Source organism: Aliidiomarina quisquiliarum, from assembly GCF_023922585.1.
In the GTDB taxonomy this organism is placed as follows: domain Bacteria; phylum Pseudomonadota; class Gammaproteobacteria; order Enterobacterales; family Alteromonadaceae; genus Aliidiomarina; species Aliidiomarina quisquiliarum.
Genome location: NZ_JAMFTN010000014.1, coordinates 69,100 through 84,850 on the forward strand (window position 1 = coordinate 69,100; position 15,751 = coordinate 84,850).

Here is a 15,751-nt window from a genome sequence, read left to right on the forward strand (position 1 = left end):
GTTGTTCTCGCTTTATTCTTAGTGGCATAGCCGTACATATCAAACCGCAACATTTTTCCATATAATATGGGGTGTTATTTTCACCATAAGGATTTTGCTAGTGCTTGCCAAACAAACCACAGCGTTGTTAACCCAGTTACGTACTTTGCTAAAAGAGCAGCAGCTTTGGCAAACAGAGCCACCAGCGCCGGAATTACTACAAAGCACCGAACCATTTGCGGTTGACACCTTGGAATTTCATCAATGGCTGCAGTTTATCATGATCCCCGAGTTTGAGCATCGTCTACAACATAACTTACCTTTACCTAGAGGTTTTGCCGTAAGCCCAATGGCAACAGAATGTTGGCGCGGATGTTGGGGTGAACGGCGACAACTTATTTTAACCCTGCGGCAGCTTGATGAACTTTTTCGTGAATAACGAACACCCACAGGACAGCGAGCAGTTTCCTTTTGGCGAGCTTGCACTGGTTTATCGCGATGAACACCTAGTGGTGATAAATAAACCCGCCGGCTTGCTAGTGCATCGGTCTTATTTGGCGCGGCGCGAACGTTGGTTTGCCATGCAGCTATTGCGTGACCAACTTGATCAGCATGTGTTTCCAGTGCACCGGTTAGACAGGCCTACTTCGGGTTTATTGATGTTTGCTTTGTCGTCGTCTGTTGCAGCTTTGCTAGGCGAGCAATTTGCTGCAGGGGGCGTGCATCGTGGTTACCATGCGGTGGTGCGGGGCTATGCGCCAGACCAAGGGCGTATAGATTACCCACTAAAGGTAGAGCGAGACCAAATTGCCGACAAATATGCCCAGCAAAATAAAGCAGCGCAAGTAGCCATAACTAACTTTGCTTGCCTTGAGCGGGTAGAATTACCCTACAAAGTAAGTACTAAACACGACACCACGCGTTATTCGTTGCTGCAGCTAAGCCCAGAAACAGGGCGCAAGCACCAATTACGGCGGCACTTGGCCCATTTAAGGCATCCTATAGTAGGCGACACGCGGCATGGCGATGGTCGCCATAACGAGTTTTTTCGCAGCCACTTTAACTGCCACAGGCTGTTATTAGCGGCAACTAAATTAAGTTTTACCCACCCTATAAGTGGAGCGCCTGTTGTATTAGAACAAGCGCCACCCAAGGAGTTTAAGCTGGCTTTTAATAAAGCCGATTAGTCGATATTACGTAATAGCTCGTTAATACTTACTTTAGCGCGTGTTTGTTCGTCTACTTTTTTCACAATAATAGCCGCATACAATGAGTGGCTACCGTCTTTAGCTGGAAGGGCTCCAGGTACCACTACCGAGCCTGCAGGTACTCGGCCGTAATGAATTTCACCGGTTTCACGATCAAAAATACGGGTGCTTTGGCCAATATAAACGCCCATTGAGATTACGGCACCTTCTTCCACAATAACGCCTTCAACAATTTCAGAGCGGGCGCCAATAAAACAGTTGTCTTCAATAATAGTTGGGTTTGCTTGCAAGGGCTCAAGCACACCGCCAATACCCACACCACCAGAAATATGTACATTTTTCCCAATTTGCGCACACGAGCCTACCGTTGCCCAAGTGTCGATCATGCAACCTTCGTCTACATAGGCGCCTAAGTTAATATAACTAGGCATAACCACCACATTTTTACCGACAAAACTGCCGCGGCGCACCATAGCAGGGGGCACAATACGAACACCGTCTTTGGTAAAGTCGGCAGCACTGTAATTTTCGTATTTGCTCGGCACTTTGTCGTAATACATGGTTTCGGCGCCGTCCATTATTTCATTGTCGTACAAACGGAAAGAAAGCAGCACCGCTTTTTTAACCCATTCGTGCACGACCCATTCAGAGCCTTGTTTTTCTGCAACGCGTAATTCGCCCCGATCAAGTTTAGCTAGCACTTCGCTAACGGCGTTGCGAATATTAGCAGGGGCCGCTTTAGGAGATAATTCGCCACGCTGTTCAAAGGCGGCATTAATAGTGTGCTGTAACGAATTCATGGAGGGTTCCTTTTACTAATTCAATTAATGGTCAAGTTCTTGAACAATAGCCTGTTGCAAGGCTAAACGCTCGTTTTCAGTTAATGCTTTTTTTTCAAGGCTAGAAACAATAAATAAGTCTTCAGCTTGTTCCCCAACGGTGGTTATTTTTGCCGCCAGTAAATTAACATGTTGCTGTTGAAAAACGCGGGCTAACCGGGCAATTAAGCCTGGGCGATCAAGGGTGATTAGTTCGAAGGTGGTTTTTCGTTCACCTTTTTGCGGTAAAAACTTCAGCCGTGTATTTACTTTGAAGTTTTTCATGCGGCGCGACAACCCTCGGTGCTGGCGGGGCGGTTGGCGGCGTTTTCTAAGTACGTCGTGCAAGTGTTGGCGAACCTCTTCTATGCGCTGCACGTCTTGTATAGGGGTACCATCGTGCTCCAACACAATAAAAGTGTCCATTATAAAGCCATCGCGGGTATTCAAAATTTGGGCGTCGTGAATGCTTAAGTGTTGGGCATCGAGCACAGCGGCAACACTGGCAAACAAATGGGGCTCTTCGAAGTGATAAATAAATATTTCGGTGGTGCCTTGGTTGTTTTCGTCGCCAATTAAAATTAGTGGCAACTGCACGTCTGTTAAATGAATTAAATGTTGGCTGTGCCAGGTAATTTGCTCTGGTGTGTGGCGAAAAAAATAATCGGCCGTGAAGCGGGCCCACAACTGCTTTATATCAAGAGAATTAAAGCCAGCACTTAACAATAAGCTAAGCGCCATCTGTTTGTTATGGTGCAGCCGTTGCCGCACTGTAACGGTGCTTTCGCCGTCGTTGTTTAGGGTAGCGGCAGTAGCGCGATATAACTCCTCTAGCAGGGTTGCTTTCCAGTTATTCCACAAGTTGGTGTTGGTGGCGCGAATGTCGGCAACGGTTAAACAATATAAGTAACTTAGGCGCTGCTTAGTATTTACTTTATTGGCAAAGTCGCGAATTACCTCGGCGTCGTAAATATCGCGTTTTTGCGCCGTTAACGACATCAGTAAGTGGTGCTCTACTAGCCATGCTACCAATTCGGCTTCGCTGTTGCTGTAGTCGTGCAATAGGCAAAAGTTACGAGCGTCAACGGCACCTAGCTCGGAATGGTCACCACCGCGACCTTTGGCAATGTCGTGAAAAATACCAGCTAAAAACAGTAGCTCGGGTGCGGCTAATGTTGGCATTAGTTCGCTAGCTAAAGGAAATTCATGCGCACGCGCTGGTAAGGTAAAGCGATACAGGTTTCGAATCAGCCGGAAAGTATGTTCATCAACGGTATAAGCGTGAAATAAGTCAAACTGCATTTGGCCAACAATATTAGCCCAGGCTTTTAGGTAGCAAGCCATAATGCCATGGCGGTGCATGAGAGCAAAAGCTCGGCCAAACCCCTTGGGGTGGGCAATAAGCTCGCGAAAAAGGGCGCGGCATTCGGGGTTTTCAGACAATGGAGCACTAAGTTGAGCCCGAGCGTTGCGTAACAAACGAATGGTATGGGAATGAATGCCCTTGATACGTTTGTCTTTCGCTATTAGCACAAAAAACCGCATTATACTTGCGGGCTCTGCAAAGGCTTTGTCGTTGGTTGCAAGTATTTGTTGGTTAGCTAAACCAAGATTATTACTGATTGGCTCTGGTTGTAGTGCGTCAGTGGGGCCGAGTATGGCCTGTTCAAAAAACTGCAGCAGCATACGATTTAGTTCGCCTACTTTTAACACCACTTGAAAGTAGTCTTTCATCATTCGCTCTACGGCGCGCTTATCGGCGCTACCGTAACCCAGCATAAGTGCCACTTCCGGCTGGTAGTCGAATAATAATCGGTCTTCGCATTTACCGGCAGTGATGTGCAGCGCATAACGAATACGCCATAAAAAACTTTGGCAGGCTTGCAGTTCAATAAATTCTTCGGCGGTAATAAAGTTATAGTCCACCAAGCTTTCGTCGCGCCGAGTATTGAAATGTTGTTTGGCTATCCAATGAATGGTTTGAATGTCGCGTAGGCCACCAGGAGAGCGTTTTATATTAGGCTCTAAATTATACAGCGTACTATGAAACTTCTGGTGGCGTAGTTGCTGCTCTTCGCGCTTGGCTTGATAAAAATTATTACTATGCCAAGGAAACTGCATTGCTACAGCACTATTTAATGCCTTGCTTAGCGGCTGTAACCCAGCTAAATAACGATTTTCTATTAAACTGGTAGCAATACTAATGTCGGCAGCAGCTTGTAGCATACAGTCGGCTACGGTTCGTACCGCATGGCCCACATCAAGGTGTAAGTCCCAAAGCAAGGTTATAAACTGACTAATATGCTGTTCTTGGGCTGGGGTTAAGGGGTTGGTAAACAAAATAAGCAGATCAATATCAGAGCCAGGGTGCAACGTGGCTCGGCCATAGCCGCCAATGGCAACGAGAGCTAACGGTGCTTGGTCTAATTTTAAAAGCTGCCAGGCATGGGTGAGTAACTGATCGAAAAAATGTGCTCGATCTTTTACTAAAGCATCTATATTGGCGGTGCTGAACTGTTCATTGGCCCAAGCATTATAACCAGCCAGTTGTTCGCGCCACGGCCCAATTGGGCCTATTTGTTCAGGCCACTGCGGGCGAAAAACAAGTGGCGCAGCAGTAGTCATATAGGCCTATGCAACCTCAATAACGCGGGGCAAGTCTTCGTCGCTACGTAGGGTTAATACTTCTACACCAGTTTCTGTTACTAACAAAGTATGCTCCCATTGGGCGCTTAAACTGCGGTCGCGGGTAAGTACGGTCCAGTTGTCGCGAAGTAATTTAGTGTGCGGCTTACCGGCGTTAATCATAGGTTCAATGGTAAAACACATACCCGCTTGTAGCTCCACGCCGGTACCCGGGCGGCCATAATGCAATACTTGTGGCTCTTCATGGAATTCAGCGCCAATACCATGGCCGCAGTATTCACGTACAATAGAATAACCAAAGCTTTCACCATAGGCTTGAATATTAGCGCCAATGTCGCCTAAGCGTGCACCTGGCTTCACCATTTTAATAGCCCGGTATAAGGCTTCTTGGGTTACTTTAATTAATCGGTTAGCTAAAATTGAGCCTTCGCCAATCACAAACATTTTACTGGTGTCGCCGTGGTAACCGTCTTTAAGTACAGTCACGTCGATATTAATAATGTCGCCGTCTTTTAATTTTTTATCGTTCGGTATGCCGTGGCACACACAATGGTTGACTGAGGTACAAATAGACTTTGGAAAACCGTTATAATTGAGCGGTGCTGGGTAAGCGTCGTGAGCAACAATGTAATCGTGACAAATGGTGTTAAGTTCGTCGGTGGTTACGCCGGCTTGAACGTAAGGGGTGATCATTTCTAACACATCGGCCGCTAAGCGACCGGCAACCCGCATTTTTTCGATTTCATCGGCGGTTTTAATAATTGCAGCCATGTACTACCTTTAAATATATTAGGGTGAAGAAAAACAATGCGATGTAGTTTAGCAGATTCGCTCTGCTTGCGCATCTGGCTTGTATTGGCGGGCTGGTTATGGTATAAATCGCGCCGCTTGTTTCAGGTTCTCGTGTATTACAACACAGTTAGCGTACAATACAGTATTGTTGCTGTGGTTATAACGAGCAATCGCAAGCACTAAACTAGTAATTAACACACATACACCGACACATGCTGCGGGGTGCTCTTTAATGGGTCGTGGCATGGGGTGTATGGAGGCCTAACCCCTTAAAAGGAAAATTTATTATGGCAAACGTGTCAATGCGTGACATGCTCAAAGCTGGTGTTCACTTCGGCCACCAAACTCGTTTCTGGAACCCAAAAATGAAGCCTTTCATTTTTGGTGCACGAAACAAAATCCATATCATCAACCTTGAAACTACAGTTCCTATGTTTAATAAAGCATTGGACTTCGTAGGTCATATCGGTGCAAACAACGGTAAAGTACTTTTTGTTGGTACTAAACGTGCTGCGTCTGAGCAAGTACAAGCTGCTGCGCAAGCATGTGGTCAGTACTACGTTCAGCACCGCTGGTTAGGTGGTATGTTGACTAACTGGAAAACAGTTCGTCAGTCGATCAAGCGTTTGAAAGACTTAGAAACGCAAAGCCAAGACGGTACTTTTGACAAGCTAACCAAGAAAGAAGCGCTAACCTTAACGCGTGAAATGGCGAAGCTAGAAAAAAGTCTTGGTGGTATCAAGAATATGGGTGGTTTGCCTGATGCTTTATTCGTTATCGACGCTGATCACGAACACATTGCTATTAAAGAAGCAAACAACTTAGGTATTCCTGTTATTGCTGTGGTTGATACGAACTCAAACCCAGATGGCGTAGACTACGTTATCCCTGGGAATGATGACGCTATTCGTGCTGTTCAGCTGTACTTGAATGCTGCTGCTGCCGCAATTACTGCAGGCCGCCAAAAAAGCGGTGTTGAAGTAAGCGAAGCAGACGACTTCGTTGAAGCTCCTGCAGAAGACGCAGAAACCAGCGCTGAATAAGGCTGTTTATTAGCGAACTCGTGGCCCAGTGTTGCTACATTAAGTATCAACACTGGGCTGTTTCAAGAATTCTGACGTATTGAGGACTAAATCATGGCAATTACCGCTGCAATGGTAAAAGAACTGCGCGAGCGCACTGGCGCGGGCATGATGGACTGTAAAAAAGCGCTTGAAGAAGCGAATGGCGATATGGAATTAGCCATTGAAAACATGCGTAAAAGTGGTCAAGCACAAGCTGCTAAAAAAGCAGGTCGTATTGCCGCTGAAGGTGTAATTTTAACGAAATCAGAAGGTAACGTAGCTACCTTAGTAGAATTAAACTGCGAAACTGACTTTGTTGCACGTGATGCTAGCTTCCTAGCATTCGGTAAAAAAGTAATTGATGCTGCTTTTGCTAACCGTGAAAACAACGTTGAAACTTTACTTGCTACCAGTATTGGTGATGCAACAGTTGAAGAAGCCCGTGCTACTTTAGTAACTAAAATCGGTGAGAACATGAATGTTCGCCGTGTTAGTACAATTGAAGCAGGTGACTTGGTAAGCACATATGTACACGGCAACCGTATTGGTGTTGCTGTAGCGATAACGGGTGGTAACGAAGAGCTAGCAAGAGACATTGCTATGCACGTTGCTGCAAGTGCGCCACAGTTTATTAAACCAGAAGACGTTGATGCCGAAGTGATTGCAAAAGAACGCGATATTCAAGTAGATATTGCTATGCAGTCAGGCAAGCCTAAAGAAATTGCTGAAAAAATGGTTGTAGGCCGGATGAACAAATTCACTGGCGAAATTAGTCTAACGGGCCAGCCGTTTGTAAAAGACCCTAGCAAGACAGTGGGTGAATTACTTAAAGAAGCAGGCGCCGACGTTGTTTCATTCATTCGCTTTGAAGTGGGTGAAGGTATTGAGCGTAAAGAAGACGACTTCGCTGCTGAAGTTCAAGCTCAGGTAGCTGCAGCAAAAGGTTAAGGTCGTGATTATTCACGCAATACCATAAAGAACTACACCGCGCCTGACCTTAGTCGGCGCGGTTTTTTTTGACTGAAAATAGGGAAGCCAACACATGAGTACCAATCCGAAACCGACCTACCGACGAATACTGTTAAAACTAAGTGGTGAAGCCTTAATGGGCGACGAACCTTTTGGCATAGACGCCCGTGTGTTGGACCGAATGGCTCAGGAAATAAAAGAAATTCTTGAACTAGGTGTGCAAGTTGGTGTAGTGATCGGTGGTGGTAATATTTTTCGTGGTAAAGGGCTAGCTGAAGCGGGTATGAACCGTGTTGTAGGCGACCACATGGGTATGTTGGCAACAGTTATGAATGGCCTTGCGATGCGCGACTCACTTCATCGTGCCTATGTGAATGCACGCCTTATGTCGGCTATCGACTTAGCGGGCGTATGCGATCGTTACAGTTGGGCTGAAGCAATTAGCTTGCTGAAATCGGGCCGAGTTGTTATTTTTTCTGCCGGCACAGGTAATCCTTTCTTCACCACCGATTCTGCAGCCTGTTTGCGTGGCATTGAAATAGAAGCCGATGTGGTTATTAAAGCAACCAAAGTAGATGGCGTTTATAGTGAAGACCCAATGATAAACCCTGACGCTACTCTTTATGATGTACTCGATTATAGTGACGTATTAAGCAAAGAGCTTCAGGTTATGGACTTAGCCGCCTTTACTTTGGCTCGAGATCATAACTTACCAATCAGAATCTTTAATATGAATAAACCAGGCGCATTGAAATCCGTGATTATGGGTGAAGATGAAGGTACACTAATTACTCGTCTGCACGATAAAAGTTAAGACGCCTTAAGAGGAATAAACGTGATTAATACAATTCTGGCCGATGCCAAAGAAAGAATGCAGAAAAGCGTTGAGTCACTGCAAAACCAATTAGCAAAAGTACGCACAGGCCGCGCGCACCCAAGCTTGCTCGACTCAATTATGGTGCCTTATTACGGTACGCCAACCCCATTGAGACAACTGGCTAACGTAACCGTACAAGATTCGCGTACATTAGCGCTGACTATTTTTGATAAAAGCTCAACCGCAGCCGTTGAAAAAGCAATTATGGGTTCTGACTTAGGGCTAAACCCTGTTTCAGCTGGAACGAGCATTTTAGTGCCGCTACCCATGTTAACGGAAGAGCGCCGTAAAGATTTGATTCGTGTTGTTCGTGGTGAAGCAGAAGGTGGCCGGGTGGCCATTCGAAACGTACGCCGCGACGCTAATAACGAATTAAAAGAGCTATTGAAAGACAAAGAAATTGCTGAAGACGATGAGCGCCGTGGGCAAGACGACATTCAGAAGCTAACCGATGAAGCAGTGAAACAAATAGACAGCATCTTAAGCCAAAAAGAAGCTGAGTTGTTGGAAGTTTAATCACTTGCCAGCGCACTCGTTGGAGACTTACGCCGTGTAAGGTATACTTGCGCGGCGTTTATTTTTTAATGAAAAGAAACCTATGACAGGTACGGATACAAACCAAGTTTTAGTAGGCCTTCCTCGCCATGTTGCCATTATTATGGATGGTAACGGCAGGTGGGCTAAACAACGCGGCAAAAGTAGAACGTTCGGGCACAAAGCTGGCGCATCAGCTGTGCGCAGGGCCGTAGCTTTTGCTCGCCGCAATGGTATTGAGGCGCTAACGCTATTTGCTTTTAGTAGCGAAAACTGGGGTCGCCCTAGTGCTGAAGTTACTGTGCTAATGGAATTATTTATCAACGTACTGAAACGAGAAGTGCCGCAACTGAATAAAAATGGCGTGCGACTACGTATTATTGGCGACACTTCTCGTTTCAGCCGACGATTGCAAGAGCATATAACCAAAGCCGAAGCAGCAACGGCCGGCAATACCGACTTAGTACTTAACGTGGCGGCAAATTATGGTGGCCGCTGGGACATTGTGAATGGCTGCCAAACACTTGCAAAAAAAGTGCTGGCAGGCGAAATTAACCCTGAAGATATAACAGAAGACACATTAGGCAGTGTTATTTCATTAGCCGATGTGGCCCCTCCTGATTTACTAATCAGAACCGGTGGCGATATGCGAGTCAGTAACTTCTTGCTGTGGCAACTAGCCTATGCAGAGTTATATTTCGCCGAAGTGTTATGGCCTGATTTTGATGACCATGCTTTCGCCGAAGCAATAGACTGCTTTATGCGAAGAGAACGGCGATTTGGCTTGACCAGCGAACAACGAGAACAAATGCTGGCAAGTACTTAAAATGAGGAACTATTCTTGTTAAAACAACGACTAGCAACAGCCAGCGTGTTAATTCCATTGGCTTTATGTGCAATATTTTTGTTGCCGCTTTATTGGTTTGCTTGGGCAAGCTTAATTGTATTAGTAATGGCAGCCTGGGAATGGTCGCCGTTAATGGGTGTTCACCGTATTGCCGGCCGCTTACTTTACTGTGCAGGAGTGGCGGGGCTGATAGGGCTAACGGCTTGGCTCATGCCCATTGAACAAATTTGGACGGCAGAAGGCCTTTCTCAAGCCTATTTATACCCCGTTATTATTGGCGGTATTTGGTGGGCTGCTTCGTTTGTATTAGTGTGCAATTTTCCCCGTAGTCGTTGCATATGGGCAAAAAGCCGTGCGTTTGTAGCCTTAATTGGCGTGTTTATGCTGGTGCCCGCATGGTCGGCATTAATGGGCTTGCGTACACTGCATTACCACAGCGACCCTCATTTTGGCTCGTGGGTGGTATTGTTTATTTTCTCGTTGGTTTGGGCTGCCGACGTTGGTGCTTATTTTAGCGGCAAACGTTTTGGCAAACACAAACTTATGCCTGAAGTAAGCCCAAGCAAAACAAAAGAAGGCTTTCTTGGTGGGTTGGCGTTAGCATTAGTGGTTATGATTGCCGTAGCCTCTTATGTGGAAATTCCACGCGATAAGTTAACCGCATTCTTTCTGGTGAGTATTTTAACGGTGGTGTTATCGGTAATTGGTGACCTTAATGAAAGCATGTTTAAACGCTGTGCAGGGGTGAAAGACAGTGGTTCACTGTTACCTGGTCATGGCGGTTTGCTTGACCGTATTGACAGTTTAACGTCGGCACTACCGGTGTTTTTACTTGGCTACTTATGGCTGATTCATTAATGTTAAAGCGCACAACAGCTAGGCTTGAAAAAATTAGCCTAGATCTTATTAAACAACCACTCATGGCAGAAAATAAATTGGATAACCATGAGTAGGCCACAGCGAATTACTTTATTAGGTGCAACCGGTTCAATTGGCTTAAGCACCTTAGATGTCATCTCTCGGCATCCTTCGCGCTATAGCGTATTTGCGTTAACTGCCTGTAGTAATGTGCAAGGCATGTTGGCGTTGGCGCAAAAGTTCCAGCCTGAAGTTATAGTTATGTCGTTACCAGCCGCAGCGGCAGAATTGCGCTTAGCCCTTGCCGCACAGCAATTAAATATTCCCGTTGAAGAAGGTGAAGCAGCCCTTGCTAGTGTTGCCGCCGCCAATGAAGTTGACGTGGTTATGGCAGCTATTGTAGGCGCTGCGGGCTTGCTGCCCACTTTAGCTGCGGTAAAAGCTGGCAAGCGTGTGTTGTTAGCTAATAAAGAAGCGCTCGTTATGAGTGGCCAAATTTTTATGGATGCAGCCAAAGAGCATCATGCTCAAGTGCTGCCCGTAGACAGTGAACACAATGCTATTTTTCAAGCTTTACCAGACCAAGTTCAGCAACAAGCGGGGCAGGTGGCGTTAGAGCACTATGGCATTCATAAAATTTTATTAACTGGCTCGGGTGGTCCGTTTTTATCGCTGCCGCTAACCGAACTAGCTAAGCAAACACCCGCCGCCGCCTGTGCACATCCAAATTGGTCGATGGGGCAAAAAATATCTGTCGATTCGGCCACCATGCTAAATAAAGGGCTGGAATATATTGAGGCGCGTTGGTTGTTTAATTGTCGGCCGGAGCAAATTGAAGTGGTAATTCACCCGCAAAGCGTGATTCACTCCATGGTACAATATCTAGATGGCTCGGTTATCGCACAGCTGGGTGCGCCCGACATGCGTACCCCTATTGCACATGTGCTTAGCTATCCGAATAGAATTGAAAGCGGAGTTGCCCCACTCGACTTTATGCAAGTGGGGCAGTTAAGTTTTGCCGCGCCAGAAGCAGAGCGTTTTCCCTGCTTGCAATTAGCAATGGACGCCTGCTGGGAAGGTCAAGCAGCAACCACAGCATTAAATGCGGCCAATGAAGTGGCCGTTGCACGCTTTTTAGCAGGAATTATTCCTTTTACTGGTATTGCTGAAGTTTGCGCTGAGGTATTATCACGCACTGGCGCGGTTATTGGCCCAGTAACGTCGCTTGAAGCGGTACTGGCGTGCGATCAAGCAGCTCGCGAGCAAGCGCAATCTGTTATTAGGCAAAGGTGGTAAGTTGGAAAGTTTTTTTTGGTCGGTCGGTGCTTTTGTAATTGCCCTTGGCTTAGTGGTTACCTTTCACGAGTTTGGCCACTTCTGGGTGGCCCGCCGTTGTGGTGTGAAGGTGCTTACTTTTTCTATCGGCTTTGGTAAACCGTTAGTGAAATGGCACGGCAAAGACGGCACTCAATACCAATTGGCTATGATTCCGCTTGGCGGCTACGTACGTATGCTCGACCATGAGGTAGACCCAACCGATACTGCTGACCTACACCAAAGTTTTCGGGCCAAATCAGTACGCCAGCGCATGGCAATAGTCGTTGCCGGGCCAGTGGCTAATTTTATTTTTTCTATTGCTGCATTAATGCTCATGCTAATGATAGGGGTGCCTTCCGTTCGGCCTATTATTGGTGCAATTGATACGAATAGTTTGGCGGCACAGGCGGGTTTGCAAGCAGGTACAGAAGTGGTTGCTTTAGACGGTCGCTCGGTACAAGACTGGCAAGACGTTAATCTTCGATTAGTTGCCCGGTTAGGCGATGCAAGCACAGAAATTACCGTGCGTACCGCCGGTGGTATAGAGTCGAGCCATGTATTAAACCTAACGGAATGGAATTTTGATCCAGATAAAGAAAGTACGCTAGCTAGTTTGGGCATTAATGTATACCGACCGGAAGTCTTAAGTACCGTGGCCTGGGTGGCAGAAAGCTCTCCTGCTGCTGCAGCGGGAATATTAATTGGCGATAAAATTATTGGCTTTAATGGAACTCACACGCAAGATTGGGAACAAATAAGAAGCTTCATTGGTGAGCAACCTAATAAATCGGCACTGTTGCTTATTGAACGGCATGGTGAAGTTATAGAGTTACCGGTTATTATTGGTGCACTTGAAGGTGAGTACAGTAACGTTGGATATTTAGGTATAGCGCCAACTGAAACACCTTATCCAGAAGAGTATCGCTTCAACTTACAGTATGGCCCAGTAGGTGCCTTTGTAGGTGGAGTAGGGCGCACATGGGAGTTAATGGGCCTTAGTTTGTCAATGGTAAAGAAACTTATTGTTGGCGACGTGGCGATAAATAACCTTAGTGGCCCTATTGGAATAGCTCAAGGAGCAGGAGCACATGCTAGCTATGGTTTAGTTTACTTTTTAAGCTTTATGGCTTTAATAAGCGTGAGCTTAGGAGTACTAAATTTACTTCCTATTCCTATGTTGGATGGGGGCCACCTGTTATTTTATGTGGTGGAATGGGTACGCGGGAAACCAGTACCCGAACGAATTCAAGAGTTCGGTGTTAAAATCGGACTTATGCTTTTACTTATGCTGATGATAGTCGCCGTGTTTAACGATATTAACCGACTATTACCTTAAATTTTCTGACAATAAGACGTATTTTCATGACTTTGAGAAAGTTGGTAGTGGGCGCTGTGTTATTTGGAGCTGGAAGTTCGCTTGTAGCTGCAGATACCTTTGTAGTAGACGATATTCGAGTTCGTGGCTTACAGCGCGTTGCGCTTGGTGCGGCACTTACATACATTCCGGTGCGTGCGGGTGATGAAGTGGACCAAGAGCTTATTCGTAATGTTATTCGAGAGCTTTATTCTTCTAGCCATTTCGACAACATTATAGTTGAGCGAGAAGGTAATTCATTAGTAGTGGTGGTGCGTGAACGGCCAACCATAAGTTCTATAGAACTGAAAGGTAATAAAGATCTTAAAGACGATCAGTTACTCGACAGTTTGAAAAACAACGGCATAGCCGAGGGCGAGTCACTCGACCGTACCGTAACAACAGGCTTGGCCAAAAGTATTGAAGAGTTTTATCACAGTGTTGGTAAGTATAACGCTAAGGTAAACGTGCGTATTATTGACTTGCCACGTAACCGGGTAGAAATTCGTTTTGACTTTGAAGAAGGCGATGCGGCAGAAATTGCTCAAATTAACGTAATTGGTAATTCCGTGTTTAGCCGCGAACAAATTCTTCGTGAAATGGAGCTCACCGACAAAATTCCATGGTGGGGTGTTTTCAGCAAGCGTAACTACCAACAACAACAGCTGGTGGGCGACTTAGAAAATATTGAGTCACTTTATTTAAATAATGGTTACTTACGTTTTGAGATGGACTCGGTGCAAGTTGCCATTACACCAGAGCTTGAGCGTATTTATGTCACCTTAAATATTAATGAGGGTACACAATACGACGTTACTAAAACCACTATTCTTGGCGACTTGCAGCAGCATCGCGACTGGATTGAAAACTTCGGAAAGTTAATAGAAGGCAAACGCTACAACCAGGCCGACATTACAGCGTTAGAAGAAGCAATAAAACGTTACTTTGGTCGTATGGGTTATGCACATACTGAAGTACGCAGCGTGCCCGACATTAACGATGAGGATAAAACCGTAGAATTGTCGATCATGATTGATCCTGGTAAACGAGTTTATGTACGTCGTATTAGTTTCCAAGGCAACGATGCCACGCGCGATGAAGTACTGCGTCGAGAAATGCGCCAAATTGAAGGCTCGTGGCTGTCAGATCTGTTGGTTGAAAACGGTAAGGTACGTTTAGAGCGTTTAGGTTACTTTGAAAAAGTAGACGTAGAAACAATACCTGTTCCAGGCCAAGCTGACCAAGTTGATATTATTTATAAGGTGAAGGAACAACCTTCGGGCACCATAAGTGCAGGTATTGGTTATGGCGACTTTGCTGGGCTAAGCCTGAATGCGGCTGTTAGTCAGGAAAACTTTTTAGGTAGCGGTAACCAAGTGGGCTTCACTATCGATACCAACCGTTACCAGCGGAATTTGCAATTAAGTTATCGCGACAACTACTTTACCGACGATGGGGTAAGTTTAGGCGGTAGCCTTAACCTTAGTGAGTTTGACGCGGGCCGAGCCAACTTGCAGCAGTTTAACCAGAAGTCTTGGGGTTTAGCTTTCGACCTTGGTTTTCCAGTGAACGAGTATAACCGGTTAAACTTTGGCCTTGGGTTTTCTAGCACGGGAATTACGCAGTTAAACCCCTATGACCAAATAATTGATTTTTATGAACGCTATACTGAACAAAGCTCGACAGACGAGGCACTGAACTTTAATACCTTCTATGCCACAGCTGCGTGGTCGCGTATTACCCTTAACCGTGGGGTGTTTCCAACCGCAGGTACAGAAAACCGTTTAAGTGTAAAAGTAACAGCACCAAGTAGTGACTTACAGTACTTCCGTGCCGAATATCGCTTTCGCTATTACTTGCCGCTAGACAAAAACCACAAGTACGTGGGCCTTGCTCGCTTCCGAGCAGGTTATGGGAATGGTTATGGTAAAGACGGCGATTTTGAATATACGCTGCCTTTTTGGGAAAACTTTTATGGCGGTGGGGCCGACACCTTGCGTGGCTTCGAACCTAACCGTACAGGGCCGCGTGGGTTAATGCGTCGGGCAACCTTTATTCAAGGCCCACCAGACGAAAATGGTAACCCTACGCAAATTGCTTTGGGTCCAGAGTTCGATACCATTGAAGTAGCACGCCGCAGTTCACTTGGCGGTAACGCCATGTTGAACGGTAGTTTGGAGTTTATCTTCCCAACGCCATTTGCGGGTGATCAAGCGCAGAATACGGTTCGTACTAGCGCCTTTATTGACGTAAGTACAGTGTGGGATACGGAGTTTAACTATAACGACTATAAAAACTTACAAATTGTAGGCGACGTACCTTTCTGGGATTATAGTACGCCGAAAAACTATCAAGCATCCTATGGTTTAAGTTTACAATGGTTGTCGCCCATGGGAGCATTAACCTTTAGTTTTGGCTTCCCAATTAAGTCGCTCGATTCCGAATTGGAAGACAGGTTTACCTTTAATATTGGAACAACGTTCTAAAT

The 15,751-nt window shown here is 45.9% G+C and carries 14 protein-coding genes; 11 read left to right on the forward strand and 3 right to left on the reverse strand.

What is annotated here, in order from left to right; all coding sequences use genetic code 11:
• Window positions 1–100 precede the first annotated feature (100 nt).
• Window positions 101–418, forward strand: a complete 318-nt coding sequence (locus M1L23_RS02975; protein WP_252625558.1) for a YqcC family protein — start codon at window positions 101–103, stop codon at window positions 416–418.
• A complete protein-coding gene (gene truC, locus M1L23_RS02980) occupies window positions 411–1,166 on the forward strand; it encodes a tRNA pseudouridine(65) synthase TruC (RefSeq protein WP_252625559.1) in 756 nt (251 codons plus the stop codon). Before M1L23_RS02975 ends, truC begins: the two co-directional genes overlap by 8 nt.
• On the opposite strand, the gene dapD is transcribed toward truC, so the two are convergent.
• The 3 genes from dapD to map are packed head-to-tail and all read right to left on the reverse strand — an operon-like array spanning window position 1,163 to window position 5,422.
• Complete coding sequence (gene dapD, locus M1L23_RS02985; protein ID WP_252625560.1) at window positions 1,163–1,987, reverse strand: 2,3,4,5-tetrahydropyridine-2,6-dicarboxylate N-succinyltransferase; 825 nt, start codon at window positions 1,985–1,987, stop codon at window positions 1,163–1,165. The genes truC and dapD overlap by 4 nt on opposite strands.
• Window positions 1,988–2,011: 24 nt before the next feature.
• Window positions 2,012–4,630, reverse strand: a complete 2,619-nt coding sequence (glnD, locus tag M1L23_RS02990; RefSeq protein ID WP_252625562.1) for a [protein-PII] uridylyltransferase — start codon at window positions 4,628–4,630, stop codon at window positions 2,012–2,014.
• A 6-nt stretch (window positions 4,631–4,636) separates the two neighbouring features.
• Window positions 4,637–5,422 (reverse strand): type I methionyl aminopeptidase, encoded by a 786-nt coding sequence (gene map, locus M1L23_RS02995; RefSeq protein ID WP_252625563.1) that lies wholly within the window; start codon window positions 5,420–5,422, stop codon window positions 4,637–4,639.
• 308 nt (window positions 5,423–5,730) lie between these two features.
• Between map and rpsB the strand changes: the two genes are divergently transcribed.
• The 9 genes from rpsB (at window position 5,731) to bamA (ending at window position 15,749) form a co-directional block, all read left to right on the forward strand.
• Window positions 5,731–6,486, forward strand: a complete 756-nt coding sequence (rpsB, locus tag M1L23_RS03000; RefSeq protein ID WP_252625564.1) for a 30S ribosomal protein S2 — start codon at window positions 5,731–5,733, stop codon at window positions 6,484–6,486.
• 93 nt (window positions 6,487–6,579) lie between these two features.
• Window positions 6,580–7,455 (forward strand): translation elongation factor Ts, encoded by an 876-nt coding sequence (tsf, locus tag M1L23_RS03005; protein WP_252625565.1) that lies wholly within the window; start codon window positions 6,580–6,582, stop codon window positions 7,453–7,455.
• A 94-nt stretch (window positions 7,456–7,549) separates the two neighbouring features.
• Window positions 7,550–8,290, forward strand: a complete 741-nt coding sequence (gene pyrH, locus M1L23_RS03010; protein WP_252625566.1) for a UMP kinase — start codon at window positions 7,550–7,552, stop codon at window positions 8,288–8,290.
• A gap of 57 nt (window positions 8,291–8,347) precedes the next feature.
• The gene (gene frr / locus M1L23_RS03015) at window positions 8,348–8,869 is read left to right on the forward strand and encodes a ribosome recycling factor (protein WP_256473596.1); all 522 of its coding nucleotides are present in this window, start codon (window positions 8,348–8,350) and stop codon (window positions 8,867–8,869) included.
• A gap of 82 nt (window positions 8,870–8,951) precedes the next feature.
• On the forward strand, window positions 8,952–9,713 hold the full coding sequence (uppS, locus tag M1L23_RS03020; protein ID WP_252625568.1) for a polyprenyl diphosphate synthase: 762 nt from the start codon (window positions 8,952–8,954) through the stop codon (window positions 9,711–9,713).
• Between the two features lie 15 nt (window positions 9,714–9,728).
• The gene (locus M1L23_RS03025; RefSeq protein WP_252625569.1) at window positions 9,729–10,592 is read left to right on the forward strand and encodes a phosphatidate cytidylyltransferase; all 864 of its coding nucleotides are present in this window, start codon (window positions 9,729–9,731) and stop codon (window positions 10,590–10,592) included.
• An 87-nt stretch (window positions 10,593–10,679) separates the two neighbouring features.
• The gene (gene ispC / locus M1L23_RS03030) at window positions 10,680–11,888 is read left to right on the forward strand and encodes a 1-deoxy-D-xylulose-5-phosphate reductoisomerase (RefSeq protein ID WP_252625570.1); all 1,209 of its coding nucleotides are present in this window, start codon (window positions 10,680–10,682) and stop codon (window positions 11,886–11,888) included.
• Between the two features lies 1 nt (window position 11,889).
• On the forward strand, window positions 11,890–13,245 hold the full coding sequence (rseP, locus tag M1L23_RS03035) for a sigma E protease regulator RseP (protein WP_252625571.1): 1,356 nt from the start codon (window positions 11,890–11,892) through the stop codon (window positions 13,243–13,245).
• Window positions 13,246–13,271: 26 nt separating this feature from the next.
• Window positions 13,272–15,749, forward strand: coding sequence for an outer membrane protein assembly factor BamA (gene bamA / locus M1L23_RS03040; protein WP_252625573.1), 2,478 nt, complete (start codon window positions 13,272–13,274; stop codon window positions 15,747–15,749).
• The last annotated feature ends 2 nt before the right edge of the window (window positions 15,750–15,751 follow it).

Bases quoted from the DNA above. Each gene is read 5' to 3' on its own strand.
- dapD (WP_252625560.1), bottom strand. From the start codon at position 1,987: ATGAATTCGTTACAGCACACTATTAATGCCGCCTTTGAACAGCGTGGC.
- glnD (WP_252625562.1), bottom strand. From the start codon at position 4,630: ATGACTACTGCTGCGCCACTTGTTTTTCGCCCGCAGTGGCCTGAACAA.
- map (WP_252625563.1), bottom strand. From the start codon at position 5,422: ATGGCTGCAATTATTAAAACCGCCGATGAAATCGAAAAAATGCGGGTT.
- rpsB (WP_252625564.1), top strand. From the start codon at position 5,731: ATGGCAAACGTGTCAATGCGTGACATGCTCAAAGCTGGTGTTCACTTC.
- tsf (WP_252625565.1), top strand. From the start codon at position 6,580: ATGGCAATTACCGCTGCAATGGTAAAAGAACTGCGCGAGCGCACTGGC.
- pyrH (WP_252625566.1), top strand. From the start codon at position 7,550: ATGAGTACCAATCCGAAACCGACCTACCGACGAATACTGTTAAAACTA.
- frr (WP_256473596.1), top strand. From the start codon at position 8,348: ATGCAGAAAAGCGTTGAGTCACTGCAAAACCAATTAGCAAAAGTACGC.
- uppS (WP_252625568.1), top strand. From the start codon at position 8,952: ATGACAGGTACGGATACAAACCAAGTTTTAGTAGGCCTTCCTCGCCAT.
- ispC (WP_252625570.1), top strand. From the start codon at position 10,680: ATGAGTAGGCCACAGCGAATTACTTTATTAGGTGCAACCGGTTCAATT.
- bamA (WP_252625573.1), top strand. From the start codon at position 13,272: ATGACTTTGAGAAAGTTGGTAGTGGGCGCTGTGTTATTTGGAGCTGGA.